Source organism: Mesorhizobium sp. USDA 3734 (assembly GCF_056279665.1).
Genome location: NZ_JBWCCW010000001.1, coordinates 638047 through 658391, shown reverse-complemented (window position 1 = coordinate 658391; position 20345 = coordinate 638047). Strand labels below are relative to the sequence as shown.

Below are 20345 nucleotides of genomic sequence, written 5' to 3'. Positions count from 1 at the left end.
TCCCGGAAAAATGCGAGCGGGAGAACATCAGGTGACGGACGCTGCAAATTCGCTATCATCCTGCAAACGACCTGACGGAGACGGCCCGTGCAGCGGCGGCTTGAAAAGGACTGGGAGCTTTCGATCGGCCCCGACACCGTGCGCCTGTTCATCCTCAAGGCCAAGGCGCTGAGTGCCGCCGTCAACGAAGACTATGCCGATGGCGCCGAGCACGAGGTCGAACTCGACGGCGAGTCCCATGTCAACCATCACCATGACGGCCTTGCCGAGGAAAGCTCCGAGAACCTTACCGAAGAAGAGCTGCGCGAGCTGATCAACGACCTCAATGTCGATGAAGCAGCCGAACTGATCGCGCTGGCCTGGGTCGGTCGCGGCGACTACGATGCCGCCGAATGGGTGGACGCGCTTGCCGCGGCACGCGAACGCGCCAACAAGCGCACGGCAAAATACCTGCTTGGCATGCCGCTGCTCGCCGACTGGCTGGAGGAAGGGTTGGACGCGATTGGCGCGTAACGACGCGGTTACCGTTCGTGATGCGGCCAAGGCAACCTCCTTGCGTCGGCGCCGTTGAGGGCCATGGGGTCGATTGTCTTTTCCCGAACATGCAAGATCGCATTGCTCATGGCCGTCACGGCCTTGCTGGTCATGCCGGCCGAGGCCAGACATCGCCATCGGCATCACAAGCCATCGACGCCACGGATGGAGCAGCCTCTGACACCGCGAGCCGACCAGCCCCTGAAACCGCGGGGTGGAAAGCGCCTGAAACCACGGGGCAAACGGCACGTCACACCGGACCAGACACGGCAGAAAGCGCAGGATTTGCAGCCCTCGCTGGCCGGCATCCCGGCGCCCGGACCCGGTATCCCGGCGCCAGAGCCTGGTATCCCGGCGCCCGGGCCTGGTATTCCGGTGCCCGAGCCACGTCCCGCAGTGGCTCCGAAGGCCGACGCTGCAAAGACCGAGGAGCAGAAGACGGAAGGTCCGAAGACCGCCGGAGCGCCCGACCGGTTCAATGAAGAAAAACCTCATCAGAAGAAGCAAGTACACCCCGAGCCGTCAGCCCCGGAGCCGTCAGCCAATAAGGAAAGCGAGCCCGAGCCACCAGCCATCGTGCCGACGCCGACACAAAAGCCTGACATCGCTGAGCCCGAGGCTCAGCCGCCGGCCGTTGCCCCGCAGCCGCCGCAAAAGCCGGCCGATGCAGGCGACAAGAAGATGCTGCCCGATCCGCGCTCCGCCGATCTCCCCGATGGCAAGATGCCCGCCGAGGAAGTCGCCTGCCGCGAGCGGCTGAAGACGCTCGGCGTGGAATTCGAGGAGCACAAGGCGGAAAGCAACCCCGAAATCGGCTGTTCGATCCCCTATCCACTCGTGCTGAAGACACTCGGCAAATCGATCGCGATTGCCCCGGGCACCGAACTCAACTGCCCGATGGCCGAGGCGGCGGCCCGTTTTGCCGCCGATGTGATCCAGCCGGCGGCGAAGGCCGAATTCGGCGCGGACCTGAAATCGATCGGCCAGGCATCGGCCTTTGTTTGCCGGCCCCGCCACGGCACCAGGAAACTGTCGGAGCACGCCTTCGGCAACGCGCTCGACATCGCCAGCTTCACACTGTCGGATGGCAAAAAGATCGAGGTCGGCCCGGCGCCGCCCGAGAAGGACGGCAAATTCCTCAACGCTGTGCGCAAGGCCGCGTGCGGACCCTTCAAGACCGTGCTCGGACCAGGCGCCGACGCCGATCATTCCCTGCATTTCCATCTCGACCTGGAACCGCGCCGGCACGGCGGGACGTTCTGCCAGTGAACAGGTTGGCCGAGACCGCATGCCGCAATTCGGCCGCAGGCATGAACGCGGGCGCTGAGTTTTCCTTTACCCTTGATCGTTAAAATGCCGGAGATCTGGGAATAGGACTCCGCCAATGGCCGGCAAATTTCGCGCCGTCTTTCTCGCCACCGCGCGCCAGTCGAAACGCGCAACGATGGTGGCCGCCGGGCTTACGCTGGCTGCTGTCTCCGCCTGCAACACCGGCAGCGTGCTGTCGTTGCAGCCGGCCGTCGACGTCGGCTCGCAGACGGCTACGGTGCCGCAATATGAGGGCATGCAGAAGCTCGTGCCGTCCAATCCCTACATGACCGCCGCCTATCCGCGCATGGACGAGCCGATGTCCGAACCCGAGCAGATGCCGGCCAGCGAGACCGACTGCCGCAGCGAGTTGAAGCGCCTTGGGGTCGTCTACACCGATGTCCAGCCGATCCATGAAGGCCAGTGCGGCATCGATTATCCGGTCAAGGTCTCGGCCATCGGTAACATACAGATGAAGCCCGCCGCGACGCTGACCTGCGACATGGCCGCCACCTTTGCCGGCTGGACCAGGAACGAACTCGTTCCCTCAGCCCGCTGGCGCTATTTCTCCGGCGTCAAGACCATCCACCAGGGCTCCAGCTACTCCTGCCGCAACATCGCCGGCGAAGGCGTGCTGTCGGAGCATGGCAAGGGCAACGCGCTCGACGTCATGAGCATCGAGCTCAACAATGGCGACGACATCGACGTGCGCAAGCCCGGCCTGTTCGCTTTCCGCACCCGCGGCTTCCTCAACAATGTGCGCGCCGATGGCTGCCAGTACTTCACCACCGTGCTCGGCCCCGGCTACAATTACGACCACCGCAACCATTTCCATTTCGACATCAAGAACCGCAAGAGCGGTTATCGCGCCTGCCGTTAGATCGATGCCGGCTACCCTTTGCCGGAGTACCACTACACCGCCTAAAGTGATGCCGGAACGTTCGAACGGCAGCACATGAGCCAGCGCAGCATTCGACGACGCGTCACGATCTGGGTGGCGGCCTTGCTGGCCGCCTGGCTGGCGCTCGCCTATGTCGCGGCGCCTGAATTCTGGACATTCCGGGATCGCGGCTTTCGCAGCCAACGCTTCGAGATGGTCACCCATACACCGCAAGGCATTCCGGGCGATCCGATCAATGTCGGCCTGGTCGGCACCGAGAAGGAAGTAGTCCATGCCTTTGCCGTCGCGGGCTGGGACACCGCCGACGCCGTGACCCTGAAGACCGCGATCGAGATCGGCGAGAGCGTGCTGTTCGACCATCCCTATCCCGATGCGCCGGTCAGCCGGCTGCTGTTCGACGGCCGCGCCCAGGATCTCGCCTTCGAAAAGCCGGAGGGCCGCAGCGCCGATCGCCGGCATCATGTCCGCTTCTGGCAGACCGGTGCGACCGGCGATGACGGCCGGCCGCTGTGGCTGGGCTCAGCCAGCTTCGACCGCGGCGTGGGGCTGAGCCACGATACCGGCGCCGTCACCCATCATATCGGCCCCGACATCGACGCCGAGCGCGACTTCCTGATGCGCGATCTGGCGACCGCCGGCACGCTGATCTCGACCAGCGACATTGCGGGCATTGGCGCCACCAGGACCGGACGCAATGGCGGCGGCGATCCTTATTTCACCGACGGCGAGGCGATTGTCGGAGTACTCAAACAGTAGGTCGCGCGGGCCTTGCAAGCTGAAACAGTCCGGTGGTTTCAAAAGGGAGGTTCTGATGTTCGACGCGGAAAGTGTGGTGAATAGCTACTGCAGGGCCTGGTTCGACCCGGAGCCTGAAGAGCGTCGCCGGCTGTTGTTCGCCTCATTCGAACCGGAAGGCACATATATCGATCCGACGGTGCATATCTCCGGAGCCGAGGCGCTGCTCCACCACATCGATCAGGTCGTGAAAGCCCGTCCCGGCTTCTGGCTGGAACGGACGACCTTGGTCGATATCCATCATGATTTCCTGCGTTTTGGCTGGGTGCCGAGAGGCGAGAACGGATTTCGAGGCGCCGACAGCATGGACATGTGCCGCGTCTCCGAGCAGGGAAAGCTGTCGCTGGTCGTCGGCTTTTTCGGACCCTTCACAGCAATGCCAAATCCCTGACGGTTCCCTCACCCCGCGATGCCGCGTGAGCGAAATACCGGTCATTTCTCAAAAAACACGCCGGACTATTTTCGAAGACCGCGCGGCAATGCTATTGACCGCTCATGCTATACGTCGAAATCGCTATCGTGGTCGTCCTCATCTGCGTGAACGGCCTTTTGTCGATGTCCGAGCTCGCCATCGTCTCGTCGCGCCCGGCCCGGCTGAAAGCGATGATCGACCGCGGCATCAATGGCGCCGGCCGCGCGCTTGATCTTGGCTCGAATCCCGGCAAGTTCCTGTCCTCGGTGCAGATCGGCATCACCCTGGTCGGCGTGTTGTCGGGCGCCTTTTCCGGCGCCACGCTCGGCGAGCGGCTGGCGCAGTTCCTGGCCTCCACCGGCATCCGTGAGACCGTCGCCGATCCGCTCGGCGTCGGCATCGTTGTTGCCATCATCACCTATTTCTCGCTGATCGTCGGCGAGCTGGTGCCCAAGCAGATCGCTCTGCGTGATCCTGAAAGGGTCGCCGCCAGGGTCGCTCCGGCAATGACCATCCTCGCCACAGTCTCGGCGCCGCTGGTCTTCCTGCTCGACTTCTCCGGCCGCGCCATATTGTGGCTGCTCGGCCAGCGCGGCGAAAGCGAGGAGAAGGTCACCGACGAGGAGATCAAGATGCTGGTCGCCGAGGCCGAGCATCACGGCACCATCGAATCCGACGAGCGGCGCATGATCGCCGGCGTCATGCGGCTTGGCGACCGCGCCGTGCGCGCCGTCATGACGCCGCGCACCGAGGTCGACTGGATCAATCTGCAATCCGACGAGGCGGCCATCCGCAAGCTTTTGATGGAAACCCAGCATTCGCGCCTGCCGGCCGGCGACGGCGGCGTCGATGTCATGGTCGGCGTCGTCCAGACGCGCGACGTGCTGGCGGCAATGCTTGCCGGCCGCGTGCTCGATCCGCGCAGGCATGTGCGCGCCGCACCCATCGTCTACGACCAGGCCGACGCGCTGGATGTGCTCTCCAGGCTCAAGGAATCCGACGTGCCGATGGCGCTGGTGCATGACGAATACGGCCATTTCGAAGGCATCGTCACCCCGGCCGACATTTTGGAAGCCATCACCGGCGTCTTCCGGGCGGACACCGACGCCGGCGATGAGGAAAACGCCGTCAAGCGCGAGGACGGCTCATGGCTGCTCGCCGGCTACATGCAGGCCGACGAGATGGCCGACATTCTCGGCATCGACCTGCCGGAAAACCGCGACTACGAGACCGTCGCTGGCTACGTGCTGGCACACATGCACCATCTGCCGGCAACCGGCGAATGCGTCGACGCGCAAGGCTGGCGTTTCGAGGTGGTCGATCTTGACGGCCGCCGCATCGACAAGCTGATCGCCACCCGCCTGCCCGGCGCTCACCGCGAAGCGGTGCGCTGACCGTCGACGCGATGTGCAGAATTCGCTCTATCCCTGCCAGAAGGGCTTGGCGATCTCTCCCTCGACCTGCTGTATCGTCAGACCGATATCGTCGATCAAATGCGGATTGTCCTTCGACATTTGCCTGAGTTGCCAGCGAAAGCGTATCCGCTCGCGCCAGGTCCGATCGCGCCAGGTCGCGATGGTGCTTCGCAGGGTCGTCAGGAGCCGGCGCGATGCCGGCCGCACGGGCGTTCCCGGCCGCGCTACACAATGCAAGGAAGAGGTGAGGGTATCGGTCATAGCAACCTCCATATGGTTTTGAGGGCGCGGGGGCTCTCGATGAGGTTGAATTCTGCGCGATACGGACAGCGCCGTAATTAAGCCCTCCCAAATAGTTCTCAAAACTTCCAAACCGGCTATAGATGCGCCCTATGCAGGGATCGCGCTTTGCCTTTGGTCCGTTCGTGCTTGATCCGGATGCGGGAACGCTGCTTCGGAACGATGTGCCCGTTGCCGTTGGCTATCGCGGGCTAAGTCTGCTTGCAGCACTTGTCGGACGGCCCGGCGAAATCCTCGGGAAGGCCGAGTTGATGGACGCGGCGTGGCCTGGCACGGCCGTCGAGGAAGGCAACCTCACCGTCCAGATCGCGCAGCTGCGCAAGCTGCTTGGTCCAGCCGGGGATGGCAGTGATGGAGGCGGTGAATGGATATCCACGGTTCCGCGCGTCGGCTACCGCTTCGCAGGCGCCGTCGAACAGCTCGCCGGCGCGAAGCGAAAGCCTTTGCCGCTGCCCGGCAAACCATCGATCGCTGTGCTGCCCTTCGTCAATGTCAGCAACGATCCCGAGCAGGACTCCTTCGCCGATGGGTTGACCGAAGACCTGATCACCGACTTGTCCAGGATCTCCGGCCTGTTCGTCATCGCGCGCAACTCGGCCTTTGCCTACAAGGGAAAGGCGACGGACGTGCGCGAGATCGCTGAGGACCTTGGCGTGCGCTACCTGCTGGAAGGCAGCGCAAGACGCGCTGCGGGGCGCGTGCGCATCAACGCACAGCTGGTCGACGCGGTGAGCGGCGATCATCTGTGGGCGGAACGCTTCGATCGTGGCCTGGAGGATATCTTTGCCGTTCAGGACGAGGTGACGGCCAAGATCGTGGAGGCGTTGCTTGGCCGACTGCGCGCATCGCCGCCGCGCAACCGACCCCGAAATCTCGAGGCCTACGACCTCTGCGTGCGGGCGCGCAAGCTGATCGACGACTCGCCGCAGATGGCGCAGGAAGCGCATCTGATGCTCACGCGCGCGGTGTCGCTCGATCCCAGATACGCCGAGCCCTATCGCTGGCTTGCCATGAACCACTGGATGGGACAGGTGCATTGGGGTGGACCAACTGAGGCTGCCCGCAGCGTTGCCTTGGAACTGGCGCGCAAGGCCGTGGCGATCGATCCCAACGATGCCGGCTGTCGCTGGATACTGGCTTACCTGCTTGCCTATGAGCGCAGTTTCACTGAAGCGGATGCGGAGTTCGCCAAGGCGATCGAGCTCGACCCGAACGAGGCCGACACCTGGGCGGCATTGTCCGACATCGCTGTTCTGGCCGGGCGGGTCGAAGAGGGCCTCGATCATATCAGCAAGGCGTTCCGGCTGAACCCGTTTCCGGCAAGCTGGTACTATCTGACGCTCGGCCAGGCGCAATATGCGGCGCGTAACTACGAAGCCGCCATCGAGACACTGCGCCGGGACGAGACCTATCGTACAAGCTCACGCCGCTTCCTGGCGGCAAGCCTGGCCCAACTCGGCCGGCTCGACGAGGCACGCGCGGAGGTCGAACTGTTCCTCGTCGGCAACCCGCATTTCACAACCCATCACTGGGCCACGACGGAGCCATTCCGCGACGCCGCCATGCTTGAGCATTTTGTTGACGGTTTTCGCAAGGCCGGTCTTCCGGAGTGACGCACCGGCGTGAGCCAGGCATCACAGTGGCAACGCTACGTCTGCATGGCAGAATGACTTGCTCCCTCAAACCGCCGCCTCGATCGGCTCGGCAAGTCTGGGATTTGCCCGCGCGGCGATCAGGCAGCCGGCGACGATCAGGCATGCTCCGGTCAGCGTGGTCCAGGTCGCCTCCTCGCCGAAGAAGAACCAGCCAAGCGCAACCGCCCAGATGAAGGCCGAGTATTCCGTCGGGATCAGATATTGCGCTTCGGCGCGGGCGTAGGACCAGCTCATCAGGAATTGGCCGGCAAGCGACAGCACCGTCACCCCGGCCAAAGGAAGCCAAAGATCGGCCGGCAGGGCGACGGCGAGCCAAGGTGCTGCGAGGCCGAGGATGATTGCAAGGCAAAGGTTCTGGAACAGCATGATCTCGATCGGCTTGGCCAACTGCGCCTGTTGCCGGGCGAGGATCAGATTGTAGCCGTAGAACACCGTCGAGACGAGCACCGCTGCAGTGCCAAGCATGGCATCTCTGGAATAGCTTGCCTGCCCGAACTGGCCGGCCATGATGATCGCGACGCCGGCGATGCCGGCCAAAGATGCCCAGACAGCCTGCCGCCGGATCCGTTCGCCCAGCAGCAGCGCGGCAAGGAAGAGTGCAAACAAGGGCGCGACGAAGCTGAGCCCGATCGCCTCCGCGAGCGGCAATCTGGCGAGCCCCCAGAAGAAGGATATCAGAACGATGCCGACAATTGCGGCACGCAGCGCATGCAGTCTCAGCACCGCAAGGGTTGGTTTTGAGCGCGTCCCGGCTGACCAGGCCGCACCCGCGACGACAGTCGCGACCATGCTGCGCCACAGCACCGTGTTGTAGACGCCCACGGCAATAACCAGGGTCTTCATCGCCGCATCCATTCCGGACAGCAGGAAGATCCCGAGCGCGCATACGAGCACCGGGATCATCGGGGAAACGGCGCCGGTCAGGCTGGATGTCTTCACGGCTTCACTCATGTGACGGATTGCAGCCGGATATATCAGGGCAAGACGGCGCGGCCAGATGGCAGGACCATCGATGTAGAGGTCCAATCAGAGGGAGATGGCCCAGGCGTGCAGGTCCCCTTGGCCCCGCCTCAGTGCGCGTCCGGAGGCGGTGCCTTCGGTGTGACATTGCGCAGGAAAGGAACGAGTGCGGTCGCGACAACGAAGGCGGCCATGATCACCAGGAACGCATCGGCGTAGGCCATGGTGGACGCCTCGCGGTAGGCCAGCGCCCACAGCTGCTTCAGCGAGGCGGTGTGACCGTCGGCGACAGCACCGGGCAGTTGCCCGTAACGCTGCGCGACAGTGTCGACGAGGCGCATCGCAGCCTCGTTTTGTGGCGTCAGGTGCGAGGCAATGGTCAGGAAGTGGAAGTTGGTGCGGTCGTTCAGGATCGCACCGCAAATGGCGATGCCGACCGCGCCGCCTAGATTGCGCATCGTGTTGAACAGGCCGCTGGCATATTTCAGCCGCTCGGGCGGCAGGCTGCCGAGACCGAGATTGACGCTTGGAGCGACGGCGAATACCTGCGGGAAGCCGCGAAATATCTGAGGCAGAAGCAGCTGCGCGGCGCCCCATTCGCTGGTGATGGCGCTGAAGCTCCACATCGACGCGCCGAAGGATGCCAGCCCGAACATCATCAGCCAGCGCGTATCGAAGCGCTTGGCGAGAAAAATGTAGACCGGGACACCGACCATCGAAGCAACACCGGTGGAAAAGACCGCCAGTCCGGTCTGCAAGGCGTCGTAGCCACGCACGTAGCCCAGGAACAGCGGCGTCAGGAAGATCGTGGCGAAGATACCGACACCGGTCACGAACGAGAGAAAACAGCCGATCGCGAAATTGCGGTTGCCGAAGGCACGAAAGTCAACGACCGGCTGCGAATAGGTCAGGCTGCGGATGACGAACAGAACGCCTGTAATCGCGGCCACGACGGCGCCATTGCGGATCGTCGCATCGTCGAACCAGTTCCAGCGCGAGCCCTCTTCGAGGACATATTCCAGCGTGCCGAGACTGACCGCCATCAAGACGATGCCAATGTAATCGGCCCCCCTCAAAAGGGACGGATCTGGTTCGTCGATCTTGACGAGGGTGGCGACGAGAATGGTGATGATGGTGCCAGGAATGACGTTGACATAGAACAACCAATGCCAGTTCAGCGTATCGGTGATCCAGCCGCCGATGACCGGGCCGAGCGTCGGCGCGATCGAAGCGATGCTACCGACCACGGCGGCCGCGTAGACTCGCCTGGGGCCTTGGAAGTAGTGGAACGACGAGGTGAAGACCGTGGGGATCATCGATGCCCCGAGCAATCCCTGCAGCGCACGGAAAGCGATCATGCTTTCTATGTTCCACGCCAATCCGCAAAGCATGCTCGCCAGGGTGAAGCCGGCCGCCGAGATGGTGAAAAGCCACCGAGTCGAGAAGACGCGGGTGAGCCAGCCCGACAGCGGGATGACGATGATCTCCGCCACCAGATAGGATGTCTGCACCCAGCCGATCTGATCCTGCGCGGCCGACAGGCCGCCGCCTATGTCCTGCAGCGAGGACGCGACGATTTGGATGTCGAGAAGCGCGATGAACATCCCCACGCACATCACCATGAACGGCAGGATGCTGGCGAAGAAGGATTGCTGTGCGGCGCGCTCTGGCATGGCGTCCTCAGTGCGACGCGGTATCAACCGTCACGACAGTCGACAGACCCGGCTTCAGCGCGACTTTCTGGGCCTGGTCGCCGTCGATCGTGATCCTGACGGGGACGCGCTGGACGATCTTGGTGAAATTGCCGGTGGCATTTTGCGGCGGGATGACGCTGAAGATCGCCCCCGTCGCCGGCCCCAGGCTGGCGACATGGCCCTTGAGCGGCTCGTCGGGTGCAATGTCGGTATTGACCGTCGCCGGCTGCCCCTCGGCCATCTGCCGTAGCTGGTCCTCCTTGAAATTGGCGTCGACCCACAGCCCCCTCTCCGGAACGATCGTCAGGAGATAGCTGCCCGGCGAGACATAGGTGCCGACCTGCGCCAGCCGGTTGCCGATGATACCGTCGATGGGAGAACGGATCTGCGTGAACCCGAGATCGAGCTGCGCCGTGTCGAGATCGGCCTTGGCGGCGGAAACCGCGGCGGTTGCTTCCGAAATCTGGGTGTTGAGCACATCGAGCTGTTGCTTGGCGGCGGCAAGCCCCGCCCGAGAGGCGGTCACCGACGCCTTGGCCTGACCGTCGGCGGCAAAGCTTCTCTGGGCGTCCTGTTGCGAACCGGCCCTGGTGCTGGCCAGCACCTCATAGCGTTTCGCGTCCTGGGCGGTGAAAACCGCAGCCGCGCTCTTGGCCTCGAGATCGGCCTGCGCCTGCTCGATCAGCGAATTCTGCAGCGAAACCTGGGCGCGAAGATTGTCGAGAGCCGATTGCTGCTGCTGAACGGAAGCCTGCGCATGTTCCAACGCCGCCTTGAACGGCCGGTCGTCGATGCGGATGACGAGCTGATCCACGGCGACATGCTGGTTGTCCTCGACGAGAATCTCGTCGATATGCCCGGCGACCCGTGGCGCCAGCGGCGTGACGTTGCCGCCGACATAGGCATCGTCGGTCGAGACGAGGAAACGGCCGGCCTGCCACCACTGAAAGCCATACCAACCGGCGACGCCCATCGCGACCAAGGCTCCCAGCATCAGCCACGGCTTGCGGTGCTTCCTCACGGGCATGGGAACCTCGGCCGTCGACGGCTGCGATGGCTGCAACTCGGCAGCGGAAAGAACCTTGTTCATTGGCCGCGCGCCTCGTCCGACCTATGCTCAATCACTGTGTTGTCCACGAGCGGAAGGCCTGAGCCTTCACTGCTGAAGCGATATCGCCGACGCATGCGATCGGTGGCCATGGGTCCCGTCGCCATGGTGAAGTCCTCGCTGTCGAGTTCCTTGCCGGTCTGGCGGTCGACCAGCACGGGCTCGGCCCAGTGCCCATCGGCTTTGTCCACCACCACCAGGCTCGGGCCTTCGGGCGCCAGATGCCTGTTGCCCCAGCCAACCAGGGCAAGAAGAACCGGGCGGAAATCGCGCGCCTTGGCGGTCAGAACATATTCATGGCGAATCGGCCGCTCGCAGTAGACGCGCTTTTCGAACAGGCCGCGCTCGACCAGGCTGTTCAGCCGTCGCGTGAGGATGTTGGGCGCAATCTCCAGGCTCTTTTGAAACTGGTCGAACCGAGTCAGGCCCTGGAACGCGTCCCGCAAAAGCAGGATGCTCCACCACTCGCCCACATCATCAAGACTGCGCGCGATCGGACATGGGCGTGTTTCGAAGCTTGTTTTTGCAACCATGATCGAGGGGTCTCTTTCAAAATGAAAGTAACCTATAGCCGGGTCGATTTCATTATGCAAGTCACTCGGGCGTGATCATGAACGCAGACCGGTATGGAAGGTCCCGGCCTCGACCTGCTCGACGAACCGAGCAAGGCCGCAGCAGCGGCTTGAACGGCGTGGACCGGCGCCGATGCCGGCCCGCATCGCTTCGCCCACCGGATGCCTTCAGTCGCGGAGCCCGCCTGGCACCAGCACCACCTTGCCTGTCGAGCGCCGCTCCTCCAGCAAGCGGTGCGCTTCACCGGCCTGATCGAGCGGGAAGCGGCCGCCGATCGTGACCTGCAGCCGGCCGCTCGCCGCCAACTGGAACAGTTCGGACAGGCTGGCCTTCAGCACGTCCGGGGGCAGCAGCGGCAGCAGCGCGAAACCTCTCAGCGACTGGTTGCGGCCGATCATCGCCTCCAGATCGGAAGCCGCTAGCGCATAACGGCCGAGCGCCGCGAACACCAGTTCGCCGCCAGGCGCCAGAGCCTGCAGCGACGTAGCCGTCAGCGCGCCGCCGACTGTGTCGTAGATGATGTCGACGCCCTTCCCGTCCGTGACGTCGCGGACGCGGGCGGGCCAATCCGGGTTGGTGTAATCGACCGCGGCATCCGCTCCCCGCGAAAGGGAAAGATCGAGCTTGGCCTTGCCGCCGGCGGCCGCGACCACCTGGCGAGCGCCCTTCAGTCTGGCCAGCTGGACAAGCAACGATCCCACGCCGCCGGAGGCGGCTAGAACCAGCACCGACTTGGCCCGCGGCGGGCTTTGCCGAAGCAGATGAAGGGCCGTCAGCCCCTGCACCATCAGCGCCGTTGCATCCTCGAACGGCAGCGCATCCGGCAGCGGCACGGCGAGATCGGCTGAAATCGTCACCTGCTCCGCATAGCCGCTGTGAGGACGTTGCGACATGAACAGCGGCGCGGCCACGCGGCGCCCCAGCAATTGTGCATCCACGCCTTGCCCGACAGCCTCGACAACGCCCGCTGCCTCGACGCCCAGGATCATGGGGAGCTGCGGCGTCACCGCGTAGCGGTCAGCGCGCATCAGCACTTCGAAGAAGTTGATCCCGGCGGCATGGACGCGGATCAGCGCCTCGCCAGCCTGCGGCACCGGCGTCGGCAGATCGACCACCTGCAGCACGTCGGGACCGCCGAAGCGGCTGAGTTGAATGGCTTTCATGGCAAACTCCGATCGCTCTGGTATCGGCAGCGGTTTGCCACTATCTGCGGAGCCTCGGCTACACACTCATTTGTCCCCTGCTGACCAGGAGGTGACCATGCCCAATCCCAAGAGAATGCCCATCAAGAGGCTGCCGATGCTGCCGGCGGAACGGGCGCTGAAAGTGATCGCGGGGCGCTGGAAGGCGGTCATCCTCTACCACCTCTTCGATGGCCCCCGGCGGCTGTCGGCACTTAAGGCGATGATGCCTGGCATCACCCAGAAAGTGCTGATCCAGCAACTGCGCGAAATGGAAGAGCACGGTCTCGTCGGCCGCGAAATCTTCGCCGAAGTGCCTTCGCGCGTCGAGTATTCGGCAACAGGTCTCGGCCTCAGCCTCGAGCCGATCCTGCTGGCGCTCTGCCAGTGGGGCCAGCATCACGCCGACGAACTCAACGACATGGATCGCCTCGCCGACTGCATCATCCAGCCAAGGCAGGCACAACACGACGCCATGGCTTCCCGGAATTGAAAAAAGGGGCGGCGCAAGCGCCACCCCATATCCTTGATCCTTGGGAGGATAATTCGAACCGGCGGTCAGGCCGCCTTGACTTCCTCGGCGACGGCATCGGCCTGACGCGCTGCCTTGAGCACCTTGGCCCACCAGGCGACGTCGTTGACCAGCGCCGTGGCGGCCTGGTTCAGATGCTCGAGATCTTCCAGTTTCTTCTCGCCCTGACGGACGGCGAGGAAATCGCCCCAGGCGATATGGACGGCCGACTTGACCGGCGCCATCTGCAATTCGACCGCATGAAGGCGGAGCTGTTCGACGGCGCGGGAACCACCGACGCTGCCATAGCCGACAAAGCCGGCCGGCTTCTTGTTCCACTCATTGGCTGCGTAGTCGATGGCGTTCTTCAGCACAGCCGTCGGGCCATGATTGTATTCAGCGGCGGTGAAGATGAAGCCGTCGAATTCGGCGACCTTCTTCTGCCAGCGCTGTGCCACTTCATTCGTCGACGGCACCCAGGCGGAGGATGCGACCTCGTCGAAGAACGGCAGCGGGAAGTCGCGCAGGTCGACGACTTCGACGTCGATATCGGCGTGAGACTTGGCGATCTTGGCGATCCATTGGGTCGGCACGTCGGCGAAACGCGCGGCGCGTGTCGATCCGATGATGATGGCGATCTTGGGTTTTGACATGGGACTCTCCTAGTAAGCGATTCCGGGGCAAGTAAAGCTGGTATCGTTTGGATACCGGCGCTATATGAGATACTGCCAACTCGAGACGCAAGGAGGCACCTTTTTGTTACTGAGGCACCCGCACCGCTCCGAGGACTGCCGCGCCATCTCGGAAATCCTGCAGCGCGTCGGCGACAAATGGACCGTACTGGTCGTCGGCAAGCTGGGCGATGGACCGCTGCGCTTCAATGAATTGCGTGCCGCCGTCGGTGGCATTTCGCAGAAGATGCTGACCACGACCTTGCGTGGGCTGGAGCGCGACGGCTTCGTCACCCGCACCGTGTTCCCGACCATTCCGCCGCGTGTCGACTATGAGCTGACCGAACTCGGTCATGAGTTGCTGATCCCGGTCAGCGCGCTGGGCGAATGGGCGCGCAAGAACACCACGCGCGTCAAGGCGGCGCGCGAAAAATTCGATGGCATGCATACCTGAAACCCTTGGCCAGCAAGGGATGCCGCACGCACACGACTCCGGCTTGAGCTGATCCGGATTCTATCCCGGCCGCGCGGATCGTTGCCCGATTGCGCGTACTGTGTCGGCTGGCGGAATGCCTTCGTGCCCCGTCCTCTGACGGCTGCCGCTCAGGCTCCTGATGTGCTGTTGTCGCATCGAACCGCGGTACAGATATTGCACCGCGCGGCCCGCCCGCCGGGGGCCTGGTGGTCATGCGTGCAGGTGATTTTCGAGATGTCTTCCTTCACCTCCGCATAAGCGGTCACGCCGAGCAGGCAGGTGGTTGCTACCAGCGCTGCCACAAGCCAGCCGTTCAGCATATGTTGACGCATTGTCTCCCCTCCGACGCCCGCACAATCGGGCCTGGAGGCAACCATTGGATGTCGCGAAAAGCGCCTCTTGCACAGGTGATGTTACAATTGCCTGGGGTAGGAGAAACGGGCCTTCGTCAGCTCTCCGGTGGAACGGCCTTGGGCTTGCCGTCGCCGTCCAGCGCCACCATGACGAAATCGGCATGGGTGACCTTTTCCATCAGGTCGGAGAGGTAGCGCTGCGCCCAGGCTTCGACCTTGAGAGTCATCGAGGTGCGGCCGACGCGCTCGACATGGGTGTAGATGCACAGCGTGTCGCCGATCTTCATCGGCTTGGCAAACGACATCTCCTTCACCGCAGCCGTCACCACGCGGCCCTTGGCGCGCTCGGCGGCCCGGATGCCGCAGGCCAGATCCATCTGCGCCATCACCCAGCCGCCAAAAATGTCGCCGGCCGCATTGGCATCCGAAGGCATGGCCAGCGTGCGCAGCGTCAGATCGCCGAGCGGCCGTCCTTCAGCGTACTGCACCATGGGGAAAATCCTTCGAGACCGGTTGCCCTCGATCCCGTATCGTCACGGCGCCGACAGGTCAACGCGCCAGTGCCGACTGTACCCCTCGGTGGAGCTCACTTGACTGCTAAAAGTAACGCTCGAGGTTCGAGCGAATGCGATCGAGCACGCTGTCCCCGGAAAGGTCGGGAGAAAATTCCTTGCCGGTGATCGCCTCATAGGCCTGCGCGTAGACCCGCGAGGCCTGTTCGACGATTTCGTTCGGTATTTCAGGGATCGGATCCTTGTAAGGATCGCAGCGCGCCGAGACCCACGACCGGATGAAATCCTTGTCAAAACTCTCCGGCCGGCTGCCGCTCGCGAGCGCCTGTTCGTAACTCGCCGCGATCCAGTACCGGCTGCTGTCCGGCGTATGGATTTCGTCGGCAAGAATGATGGTCCCGTTCTTGTCGGTGCCGAATTCGTATTTCGTATCGGCAAGGATGAGGCCGCGTTCGGCGGCGCGCTGCTGGCCACGCGCGAACAGCCGCAAGGCGTAGCCTGAGACGGTCTCCCACTGCACCTGCGTGAGCAGGCCCTGTTCAAGGATCTCGGCTTTGGACAAAGGCTCGTCATGGCCACCATGCAGAGCCTTGCTGGTCGGTGTGATGATCGGTTCCGCCAGTTTTTCATTGTCGCGCAGGCCGTCCGGCAGGCGGATCCCATACATGTCCCGATCACCGCGCCGGTATCTGGTCAGGATCGAGGTGCTGGTGGTTCCGGCGAGATAGCCGCGCACGACGATCTCGACCGGCAGGATATCGAGCCTTGTGCCGACGACGACGTTCGGGTCGGGGTATTCGAGAACATGGTTCGGGCAGATGTCGGCGGTTTCCTCGAACCAGTACCGCGCCGTCTGGGTGAGGATCTCTCCCTTGTATGGGATCGAGGTCAAGATGGTGTCGAAGGCACTGAGGCGGTCGGTGGCGATGATGATGCGCCTGCCGTCCGCAAGGTCGTAGTTTTCGCGAACCTTGCCACTGTAATGGCCCGGCAGTTCGGGAATGAACGCGTCAGGAAGGGTCCGCATGTGATTTCCTGCCTTCCGCAGATTGGCCGATGCCATCGCATAGGCCGTCAAGCCGGTGCATATCAAGCGCGATTGTCGGGTATCCCCGCAAACCCGGCCAGTTCGACGGTCGCTTTTTTCACAACTGATGCCGGATGGCGCGGCGACGCGGTCAACCCGTGGCGTCTAGGCTGCGGCCAGATTTCCGGAGCCTCCCATTTCCATCATGCAGACCTATGACTTCATCATCGTCGGCTCCGGCTCGGCCGGCTCGGTCCTGGCGAACAAACTGTCGGCCTCGGGGCGCTTTTCGGTGCTGGTGCTGGAGGCCGGCGGCACCGACCGCCGCTTCTACGTGCAGATGCCGCTCGGCTACGGCAAGACCTTCTTCGATCCAGCCGTCAACTGGAACTACAAGGCCGAACCGGACCCGGGTCTCGCCGGCAACGCCGATCACTGGCCGCGCGGCAAGCTCTTGGGCGGTTCGAGCTCGATCAACGCTATGGTCTGGATCCGGGGCGCGCGCGAGGATTTCGACGCCTGGGCCGCCGCCGGTAATCCCGGCTGGAGCTATGACGACCTGTTGCCCGCCTTCAAGGCACTCGAGGACAACCAGGCCGGCGCCGATGCATGGCGCGGCACGGGCGGCCCGCTGCATGTCACCGACTGTTCAAACGCCGTCCATCCGCTGACCAAACGCTATCTGGCCGCCGGCCAGCAGGCCGGCCTGCCGCTCAACCCGGATTTCAATGGTGCCGCCCAGGAAGGCGTCGGCATCTACCAGATCTCGACCCGCAATGGCCGCCGCATGTCGGCGGCGCGCGCTTTCCTGCGCCCGGCGATGAAGCGCGCCAACGTCCATGTCGAGATGAAGGCGCTGGCCACCAGGATCCTGTTCGAGGACAAGCGCGCCGTGGGCGTCGAGTATCAGCAGAACGGCGAGACCAGGACGGCGCGTGCCGGCCGCGAAGTCATCCTGTCGGGCGGTTCGGTCAACTCGCCGCAACTGCTGCAGCTGTCGGGCGTCGGGCCCTCCGCCCTGCTTGGGAGCCTGGGCATTCCCGTCGTCCATGCCAACGAAAATGTCGGCGCGCATCTGCAGGACCATGTCGGCATCAACTACACCTTCAAGGGCCGGCTGCCGACGCTCAATCAGACGCTGCGCCCCTGGTGGGGCAAGCTGCTGGTCGGCATGCAATACATCCTGACCCGTTCCGGCCCGCTGTCGCTGTCGATGAACAATGCCGGCGGCTTCTTCCGCACCGACCCGGCGGCAACGCGGCCCAACATGCAGCTCTATTTCCAGGCGTTCTCGACCGTCATTCCCAAAAGCGGCGAGCGCCCGATCCTGACCCCCGATCCATGGCCGGGCTTTTCCATCGGCCTGTCCAATTGCCGCCCGTCGAGCCGCGGCGAGATCATGATCCGCTCCAGCAACCCGCGCGACTACCCCAAAATAACAGCCAACGCCTATTCGACCGCGGCCGATGTCGCCGAGATGCTCGACGCGGTGAAGTTCGTGCGCAAGATCGCCTCGATGCCTGCTATGGCCGAGATCATCGAGGAAGAGGTTTTGCCTGGTCCTTCAATCACTTCGGACGCCGATCTGATCCAGGATTTTCGGAAACGCTCCGGCACCGTCTATCACCCGGTCTCGACCTGCCGCATGGGCCCCGATCCCTCGCGCGCCGTCGTCGACCCGCGCCTGAAAGCGCACGGCCTCGAAGGTTTGCGCGTCATCGATGCCTCGATCTTTCCCGACAACATCACCGGCAACACCAACGCCGCCTCGATCATGACCGGTTGGAAGGGCGCCGAACTGGTTCTGGAGGACCAAAAATGAAAATCACCGACGTCAAGACCTGGGTTGTCGGCAACCCACCGCCCGGCATCGGCGGCAAGTATTTCATCTTCGTCAAGCTGACCACCGATGGCGGCGTCGTCGGCTATGGCGAGGCCTACAACGCCACCTTCTCCGCCCATGTCACTGCTCGGATGGTCGAGGACATGGCCGAGCGCTATCTCGTCGGCCGCGATCCGCACGACATCGAGAACTTCTTCCGACGCGCCTATTCGTCCGGCTTTACCCAGCGCCCCGACGTGTCCGGCATGGGCTGCTTCTCGGCGCTGGAAATGGCCTGCTGGGACATCATCGGCAAGGAGGCCAACAAACCGGTCTACAAACTGCTCGGCGGCCAGGTGCACGAGACGCTGCGCTCCTACACCTATCTCTATCCGCACACCGGCAGCGTCCATTCCGAGGACGCGCCCGACGGCAAGAATGTCTACAACGATCCCGATCTCGCCGCCGCCTGCGCGCTGGAATATGTCGAGCAGGGTTTCAACGCCGTCAAGCTCGACCCGGCGGGCCCCTATACCGCCTTCGACGGCCATCAGCCGCGCCTCGTCGACATCGATGTCTCCACCCGCATGATCAAGGCGATCCGCGAGGCGGTCGGCACCCGCGCCGACATCCTGTTCGGCACGCACGGCCAGTTCACGGCGTCGGGCGCCCTGCGCATGGCGCGCGCCATCGAGCCCTATGATCCCTTGTGGTTCGAGGAGCCGGTGCCGCCTGACATGCCCGAAGTCATGGCGCAGGTCGCCCGCGGCACATCGATCCCGATCGCCACCGGCGAGCGGCTGACGACCAAGTTCGAGTTCGCCCGCGTCATCGAGAACCGCGCCGCGACCATCCTGCAGCCCGACCTCGGCCGCTCCGGCGGCATCCTCGAAACCAAGAAGATCGCCGCCATGGCCGAGGCCTATCACATACAGATCGCGCCGCATTGCTATTGCGGGCCGATCGTCGGCGCCGCCAACATCCAGCTAGCGGTGACGCTGCCCAATTTCCTCATCCTGGAATCGCTGAAGCAGTGGGACGGATTTCACGCCACGCTGCTGAACAAGAAGATCGAGTGGCAGGACGGCAACGTCATCCCCTCGAAGGAGCCTGGCCTCGGCGTCGAACTCAACGAAGCGGTCTGCGACGCGCATCCCTACACCGGCAAGGACCTGCATCTGCAGATGATGCAGACGCCGCTGATGCCGTGAGTGAAAGCTACGCCTTCATCGGTCTCGGCCATCTCGGCGGCAACCTTGCCGCTAGCCTGATCCGTAACGGCTTTGCCGTCACCGTCTTCGACCGCGACCCCGCCGCCGTCGAGGGCCTCGTGGCGCTCGGGGCCACAGCGGCAAGCAGCCCCGCCGACGCCGCGGCACGGGCCGGCAATGCCATCACGTGCCTGCCCTCGCCCAAGGTCAGCGAAGCGGTGCTGGCCGGGCCTGGCGGGTTGCTCGAAGGCCTACCCAAGGGCGGCACCTGGATCGAGATGTCGACCAACGGCCGTGACGAGATTCTTCGCCTCGCCGCGCTCGCCGCGGCCAAGGGCGTCGAGACCCTGGAATGCCCGGTCACCGGTGGTGTGCATCTGGCGGCGGCCGGAAAGATCACCGCGCTGGTCGGCGGCGATGCAGCGCTCTACGAACGTCATCGCCCGGCCATCGAAGCGATGTGCGCAAAGTCTTTCCTGATGGGCCCGATCGGCTCGGCGGCGGTGATCAAGGTGATCACCAACATGCTCGCCTTCATCCACCTCGTCGCCGCCGGCGAAGCATTGATGCTGGCCAAACAGGGCGGGCTCGACCTCGCCCAATCCTACCACGCCATCGTTGCCTCCTCCGGCAACAGCTTCGTCCATGAGACCGAAAGCCAGCTCGTTCTCAATGGCTCCTACGACATCGGCTTCACCATGGACCTGGCGCTGAAGGACCTCGGCTTCGCGCTCGCCATGGGCGAGCAGTCAGGCGTGCCGCTCGACCTGGCATCGCGCGTCAACGCGATTTTTCAGCAAGGCAAGGCTGTCTATGGCGGCGGCGCCTGGTCGACCCAGATCGTCAAATTGCTGGAAGATACCGTCGGCACCGACCTGCGCGCGCCCGGTTTCCCGGCCAAACTCGAACTCTGACGCCAACTATATA

General features: G+C 63.8%; 22 protein-coding genes. 12 read left to right on the top strand and 10 right to left on the bottom strand.

Annotated features, from left to right (window positions below; genetic code table 11):
• The first annotated feature begins 87 nt into the window (after nt 1-87).
• The 6 genes from ACZ89F_RS03265 to ACZ89F_RS03240 all read left to right on the top strand — a co-directional run bounded on the left by ACZ89F_RS03265 (nt 88) and on the right by ACZ89F_RS03240 (nt 5344).
• Nucleotides 88-513: a DUF3775 domain-containing protein gene (locus ACZ89F_RS03265; RefSeq protein WP_476090374.1), complete on the top strand. Its 426-nt coding sequence runs from the start codon at nt 88-90 to the stop codon at nt 511-513.
• 186 nt (nt 514-699) lie between these two features.
• Complete coding sequence (locus ACZ89F_RS03260) at nt 700-1803, top strand: extensin-like domain-containing protein (RefSeq protein WP_476097203.1); 1104 nt, start codon at nt 700-702, stop codon at nt 1801-1803.
• A 115-nt stretch (nt 1804-1918) separates the two neighbouring features.
• On the top strand, nt 1919-2722 hold the full coding sequence (locus ACZ89F_RS03255; protein ID WP_476090373.1) for an extensin-like domain-containing protein: 804 nt from the start codon (nt 1919-1921) through the stop codon (nt 2720-2722).
• A 75-nt stretch (nt 2723-2797) separates the two neighbouring features.
• Nucleotides 2798-3499, top strand: coding sequence for an LssY C-terminal domain-containing protein (locus ACZ89F_RS03250; RefSeq protein WP_476090372.1), 702 nt, complete (start codon nt 2798-2800; stop codon nt 3497-3499).
• Nucleotides 3438-3929, top strand: coding sequence for a hypothetical protein (locus tag ACZ89F_RS03245; protein WP_476097470.1), 492 nt, complete (start codon nt 3438-3440; stop codon nt 3927-3929). Before ACZ89F_RS03250 ends, ACZ89F_RS03245 begins: the two co-directional genes overlap by 62 nt.
• A 104-nt stretch (nt 3930-4033) precedes the next feature.
• Nucleotides 4034-5344: a hemolysin family protein gene (locus ACZ89F_RS03240; protein WP_476090371.1), complete on the top strand. Its 1311-nt coding sequence runs from the start codon at nt 4034-4036 to the stop codon at nt 5342-5344.
• 27 nt (nt 5345-5371) lie between these two features.
• On the opposite strand, the gene ACZ89F_RS03235 is transcribed toward ACZ89F_RS03240, so the two are convergent.
• Nucleotides 5372-5626, bottom strand: coding sequence for a DUF1127 domain-containing protein (locus ACZ89F_RS03235; protein WP_476090370.1), 255 nt, complete (start codon nt 5624-5626; stop codon nt 5372-5374).
• A 122-nt stretch (nt 5627-5748) separates the two neighbouring features.
• On the opposite strand from ACZ89F_RS03235, the gene ACZ89F_RS03230 reads away from it, so the two are divergent.
• Nucleotides 5749-7278: a winged helix-turn-helix domain-containing tetratricopeptide repeat protein gene (locus ACZ89F_RS03230; protein WP_476090369.1), complete on the top strand. Its 1530-nt coding sequence runs from the start codon at nt 5749-5751 to the stop codon at nt 7276-7278.
• A gap of 66 nt (nt 7279-7344) precedes the next feature.
• Here ACZ89F_RS03230 and ACZ89F_RS03225 read toward each other — a convergent pair whose 3' ends face one another.
• The 5 genes from ACZ89F_RS03225 to ACZ89F_RS03205 form a co-directional block, all read right to left on the bottom strand.
• Nucleotides 7345-8271 carry a DMT family transporter gene (locus ACZ89F_RS03225; protein WP_476090368.1) on the bottom strand — a complete coding sequence of 309 codons (927 nt, stop codon included), beginning with the start codon at nt 8269-8271 and terminating at the stop codon, nt 7345-7347.
• A gap of 119 nt (nt 8272-8390) precedes the next feature.
• On the bottom strand, nt 8391-9953 hold the full coding sequence (locus ACZ89F_RS03220) for a DHA2 family efflux MFS transporter permease subunit (protein ID WP_476090367.1): 1563 nt from the start codon (nt 9951-9953) through the stop codon (nt 8391-8393).
• Nucleotides 9954-9960: 7 nt separating this feature from the next.
• The gene (locus tag ACZ89F_RS03215) at nt 9961-11064 is read right to left on the bottom strand and encodes an HlyD family secretion protein (protein WP_476090366.1); all 1104 of its coding nucleotides are present in this window, start codon (nt 11062-11064) and stop codon (nt 9961-9963) included.
• The gene (locus ACZ89F_RS03210) at nt 11061-11615 is read right to left on the bottom strand and encodes a winged helix-turn-helix transcriptional regulator (RefSeq protein WP_476097202.1); all 555 of its coding nucleotides are present in this window, start codon (nt 11613-11615) and stop codon (nt 11061-11063) included. The genes ACZ89F_RS03215 and ACZ89F_RS03210 overlap by 4 nt, the downstream gene beginning before the upstream one ends.
• Nucleotides 11616-11822: 207 nt before the next feature.
• Nucleotides 11823-12818 (bottom strand): quinone oxidoreductase family protein, encoded by a 996-nt coding sequence (locus tag ACZ89F_RS03205; protein ID WP_476090365.1) that lies wholly within the window; start codon nt 12816-12818, stop codon nt 11823-11825.
• A gap of 97 nt (nt 12819-12915) precedes the next feature.
• Here ACZ89F_RS03205 and ACZ89F_RS03200 point away from each other — a divergent pair, with 97 nt between their 5' ends.
• Nucleotides 12916-13329, top strand: a complete 414-nt coding sequence (locus ACZ89F_RS03200; protein WP_476090364.1) for a winged helix-turn-helix transcriptional regulator — start codon at nt 12916-12918, stop codon at nt 13327-13329.
• 65 nt (nt 13330-13394) lie between these two features.
• Here the strand turns inward: ACZ89F_RS03200 and ACZ89F_RS03195 are convergent, their stop codons facing one another.
• The gene (locus ACZ89F_RS03195; protein WP_476090363.1) at nt 13395-14000 is read right to left on the bottom strand and encodes an NADPH-dependent FMN reductase; all 606 of its coding nucleotides are present in this window, start codon (nt 13998-14000) and stop codon (nt 13395-13397) included.
• Nucleotides 14001-14103: 103 nt separating this feature from the next.
• On the opposite strand from ACZ89F_RS03195, the gene ACZ89F_RS03190 reads away from it, so the two are divergent.
• The gene (locus ACZ89F_RS03190; RefSeq protein WP_476090362.1) at nt 14104-14472 is read left to right on the top strand and encodes a winged helix-turn-helix transcriptional regulator; all 369 of its coding nucleotides are present in this window, start codon (nt 14104-14106) and stop codon (nt 14470-14472) included.
• A gap of 149 nt (nt 14473-14621) precedes the next feature.
• On the opposite strand, the gene ACZ89F_RS03185 is transcribed toward ACZ89F_RS03190, so the two are convergent.
• The 3 genes from ACZ89F_RS03185 to ACZ89F_RS03175 all read right to left on the bottom strand — a co-directional run bounded on the left by ACZ89F_RS03185 (nt 14622) and on the right by ACZ89F_RS03175 (nt 16385).
• A complete protein-coding gene (locus ACZ89F_RS03185) occupies nt 14622-14825 on the bottom strand; it encodes a hypothetical protein (protein ID WP_476090361.1) in 204 nt (67 codons plus the stop codon).
• Between the two features lie 116 nt (nt 14826-14941).
• Nucleotides 14942-15337, bottom strand: a complete 396-nt coding sequence (locus tag ACZ89F_RS03180; RefSeq protein ID WP_476090360.1) for an acyl-CoA thioesterase — start codon at nt 15335-15337, stop codon at nt 14942-14944.
• Between the two features lie 106 nt (nt 15338-15443).
• Nucleotides 15444-16385, bottom strand: coding sequence for a phosphoribosylaminoimidazolesuccinocarboxamide synthase (locus ACZ89F_RS03175; protein WP_476090359.1), 942 nt, complete (start codon nt 16383-16385; stop codon nt 15444-15446).
• 205 nt (nt 16386-16590) lie between these two features.
• Between ACZ89F_RS03175 and ACZ89F_RS03170 the strand changes: the two genes are divergently transcribed.
• The 3 genes from ACZ89F_RS03170 to ACZ89F_RS03160 are packed head-to-tail and all read left to right on the top strand — an operon-like array spanning nt 16591 to nt 20332.
• Nucleotides 16591-18207: a GMC family oxidoreductase gene (locus ACZ89F_RS03170; protein WP_476090358.1), complete on the top strand. Its 1617-nt coding sequence runs from the start codon at nt 16591-16593 to the stop codon at nt 18205-18207.
• Nucleotides 18204-19418 carry a mandelate racemase/muconate lactonizing enzyme family protein gene (locus ACZ89F_RS03165; RefSeq protein ID WP_476090357.1) on the top strand — a complete coding sequence of 405 codons (1215 nt, stop codon included), beginning with the start codon at nt 18204-18206 and terminating at the stop codon, nt 19416-19418. The genes ACZ89F_RS03170 and ACZ89F_RS03165 overlap by 4 nt, the downstream gene beginning before the upstream one ends.
• Complete coding sequence (locus tag ACZ89F_RS03160) at nt 19415-20332, top strand: NAD(P)-dependent oxidoreductase (protein ID WP_476090356.1); 918 nt, start codon at nt 19415-19417, stop codon at nt 20330-20332. The genes ACZ89F_RS03165 and ACZ89F_RS03160 overlap by 4 nt, the downstream gene beginning before the upstream one ends.
• Nucleotides 20333-20345: the final 13 nt, after the last annotated feature.